This is a genomic window from Treponema sp. R80B11-R83G3 (assembly GCF_054786115.1).
The window spans coordinates 1-3,294 of sequence record NZ_BDHF01000122.1 but is presented as its reverse complement, the minus strand read 5'-3'; the positions used below and the strand labels follow the sequence as shown (position 1 = coordinate 3,294).

4 protein-coding genes are annotated in these 3,294 nt (G+C 43.4%); 1 reads left to right on the top strand and 3 read right to left on the bottom strand.

Features of this window, described 5'->3' with window-relative positions:
- Together ACYVRH_RS11360 and ACYVRH_RS11355 are read right to left on the bottom strand one after the other, a co-directional pair.
- The coding region (locus tag ACYVRH_RS11360; RefSeq protein ID WP_461257030.1) for an MATE family efflux transporter at positions 1-225 on the bottom strand (225 nt) is incomplete at its 3' end.
- Entirely contained in the window at positions 222-1,937 is a 1,716-nt protein-coding gene (locus ACYVRH_RS11355) for an ATP-binding protein (RefSeq protein ID WP_461257029.1), read from the bottom strand. The genes ACYVRH_RS11360 and ACYVRH_RS11355, both read right to left, overlap by 4 nt.
- Positions 1,938-2,130: 193 nt before the next feature.
- On the opposite strand from ACYVRH_RS11355, the gene ACYVRH_RS11350 reads away from it, so the two are divergent.
- On the top strand, positions 2,131-2,739 hold the full coding sequence (locus ACYVRH_RS11350) for a nitroreductase family protein (protein ID WP_461257028.1): 609 nt from the start codon (positions 2,131-2,133) through the stop codon (positions 2,737-2,739).
- Between the two features lie 16 nt (positions 2,740-2,755).
- Here ACYVRH_RS11350 and ACYVRH_RS11345 read toward each other — a convergent pair whose 3' ends face one another.
- Positions 2,756-3,097: a hypothetical protein gene (locus tag ACYVRH_RS11345; RefSeq protein WP_461257027.1), complete on the bottom strand. Its 342-nt coding sequence runs from the start codon at positions 3,095-3,097 to the stop codon at positions 2,756-2,758.
- Positions 3,098-3,294 lie beyond the last annotated feature (197 nt).

The following is a 3,294-nucleotide window of genomic DNA, read 5'->3' as shown; positions in this document are numbered from 1 at the left end:
ACCTACGGCGAACACGTTACCAAGAGCCTGCGAAAGCATAAAAACAGGAAAGACCAGCGAAATTGCCGCAACCAAATTGGGGTCTCCGGTTTGCCCTATAAAAAACATATCCGTCATGTTGTAAATTGATTGGGCAAGCATAGCCGCCATCATCGGCAGGGCAAGCCGTATAATGGCTTTTGATACAGGGGCGCTTTCCATTAATTGAATACCGGTGTATTTCATAATGCCTCAGCCTTAGGAATGATAATAGTAAAGCAACTGCCCTTGTCTTTTTCCGCTGTAGCCGAAATTGACCAGCCGTGGGAATCAAAGATTGATTTTGCCACCGCAAGCCCCATGCCCATACCCTGTTCCCCCCTTGACGCGCTTCCACGGTAAAACAAATCAAAAATATAAGGCAGGTCTTTTTGATTTATGCCATTTCCGTTATCTGATATGGTTAGCTTGATCTGCCCGGCGGAAAATTCGGCATTAATGAAAAGGCAGGAACCATCCTGCGTATAACGGATAAAATTGTTCACGATATTATCCAACGCCCGCTGTATAAGAAGGCTGTCCATCTTAACGACGAGCGAGTCTGGAAGATTGACATTTGCTTCAACCTTATGCCGCAATAATTCAGCGTCAATGGTAATACGTTCAATGAATGAAGAAAGAAACGATTTAAGATTCGTCATCTGCACATTCTTTTCTGCTTCGGCTGAATCCATTTTTACAAAATCAAGAAGATTATTGATCATCCCTTCCAGTTCATCTACTTTATTGTTGATAATATGAAGGGAATGTTTTTGATCATCGGGGTTGTCCGCAATCCCATCCTCTATAGCCTCGACATTCGCCTTTATCAGCGCAAGCGGCGTTTTAAGGTCGTGCGTAATACCCATAATAAACAAGTAACGCTTGCGCTCTTCTTCCTTCAGGCTGTTACGCATTATATTGAGCGAATTGGTGAGGGAGGTAATTTCATTGCTTCCTTTTATATCGACCGCCAGTTCCAATTCGCCATTGGCAATACGCCTTGTGGAATCTTCAAGCAGAGCTACCGACCTGGTAATTGAACGCGCGATTATCAGAGACACGATTATGACAAATAATATAACGATTATCAAAAATAAAAACGGCACAAGGCGAGGAAAAATCGGGGGAGCGGGCAATCCTGCGAGTTCCCTCAGGCGCAGAAGTTCTTCAAATTCTTCCCTGTACTTTCCATAAGTGGAAATATAGCGCATATAAATCGAGTTCACGGTAAAAGCCAGAACGGGAAGAATAATAATTCCGGCAACCAGCAGATAAAATTGGCTCTTGATTTTCACAGGCATACCCAATAAAGCCTTAAATGAATCCATTACGTTTTCATAAGCCGTCTGCGCGTTTCGGAGGGCGGGCTTTTTGTTTTCCATATCTACCCGCGCAGACATTTCGTCAAGCCGGGTGGCTTGCCCGACACGGGCAAGGGAGACGCTTTGCTCATAACGGGCTTGCGCGTTTTCAAGGCTGAGAGCCGCAAGTTCCCTGTTGGCGTTTAAGAGGATAATCTGGTAAAAGAGTTTACGCACCTGTATTTCAAGTTCCTGTCTTGCCTGTTCGTAACCGATTACTCCCACCTCGTAGTCAGACTTTGCCTTTTTAATGTTATCAATGATTGAAACAGAAAGGGTTAACGACGCCGATACCTGAAAACCCGGCGTCCAGGAATCCTGCCCCTGCGGAAGAGAATCGGTAATTGACGTGGGATGGCTTACCATTGCTCCCGCTCCTATTGACGGTATAAGGCTATTCCACGATCTGTCAGACGCGCGTTTTCTTCCGCCCAAGTCAATGGCAGTTTGTTGAAGGGTAAGATTCTTTTCCAGTGCAATTCTAACCGCATCATCAATGGTAAGCTCTTTGACAATTTGGTTGTTCTGAGCTTCCAATAAGCCTGTAACATACATACACATACTCAAGGCTATACCGAAAAATAAATACTGATGTTTCATCATAATCGAAGGATAGTTTTACTAACATTGAATGACCATAAACGTTCCATAAAATCAAGTTAAACTTTTGTTTAAGTAAGGGGAGGTATGACATTTAAACTTGTAAAAATAATTTATTTCTTGTATAACACAAATTAAGAGGTATTTTATGAAAAAATCAATTCTTTTTGTCGTGTTTGTGTCTGTATTTGCGTGTGCATTTTCTGCGTGTACCGGACATTCAAGGGATTCTGCGTCCAACCAGCAGACCAGCGCTTCCTCTTTGATTCCCCTTGAGGTAATTACCAATAACTCTGCAACGCCGAGAGACGCTTTTACTGCCGGTGAAATACCTAAGGCGGATTTGGATAGAATCCTGCAAGCTGCTGTTCGCGCCCCCAGCACAGGAAACCGGCAGTCTTGGCATTTTACTGTGGTGCAAGACGCGGAACTGGCGCAGAAAATACTGCGTGAAACGGCAAATGGCAATGTACTTATAGTTGTTTCTGCCAAAGGTGATGGTAAAACTAACTATGTCCAAATAATTGACTGCTCGGTTGCGGCGCAAAGCATCAATCTGACGGCGCTGGCTCTGGGTTATGGCGCACGGATATATCTTGGTCCTATTGAAAATCTGAACCAGAACCTGAAGGATGAGCTTGACCTTCCCCCCGATCACAGTGCCGTCTTATTGGTTCGCGTGGGCATGATTGTCCCAGATGCGGTTACCAGCCCTTCGCCACGTAATGCCGCCGATACAATGATAACGTTTAAGTAGTCTAATGCGGATCTATTCAATGTAAATTGCTACCCCGATCACCCATCGGAGGCGGCGGCATAAGGAGGAGAGCAGAATCCATGTCAGAAATAATCATTATCGAATAATAACCGTAATTGTTCTTAAGTCTGTCTGTTAAATAAGTATAAACATTAAAATCCGTTCCAAATGCGCCATTCGATTCAACCCTGTAATGTATATGATTCATCTCGCCTGCGGTTCTGTCATGGTGCAGGTAAGCTCCCATAGATTGAGCCAAAGTTATAATATCTTTAACATCTTTGTTAAATTCAGCTTCATTTTTATATAGCACCCTCCCAGCAGTTGGATTTTGCCTGTTGTCATTTTCAAAAATCAAACCTGTGACCCTGTTATTTATGAGAACTAATTTATATTTTCCATCGGCGTTATTGAATTCATAAATTTCTGCCTGTCCCGTCCCACCAGTCTTTATCCCTCAGGCATAAATAACACGACAATGGAATAATAACCGTCCGCATGGCTGTAGGTTCCTTCACTTGCGCCAATAAGATTTAGAATCTGATTCTTAAAGCA

Coding starts and splice junctions, on each gene's coding strand:
- ACYVRH_RS11355 (WP_461257029.1), bottom strand. CDS start 1,937: ATGTATGTTACAGGCTTATTGGAAGCTCAGAACAACCAAATTGTCAAA.
- ACYVRH_RS11350 (WP_461257028.1), top strand. CDS start 2,131: ATGAAAAAATCAATTCTTTTTGTCGTGTTTGTGTCTGTATTTGCGTGT.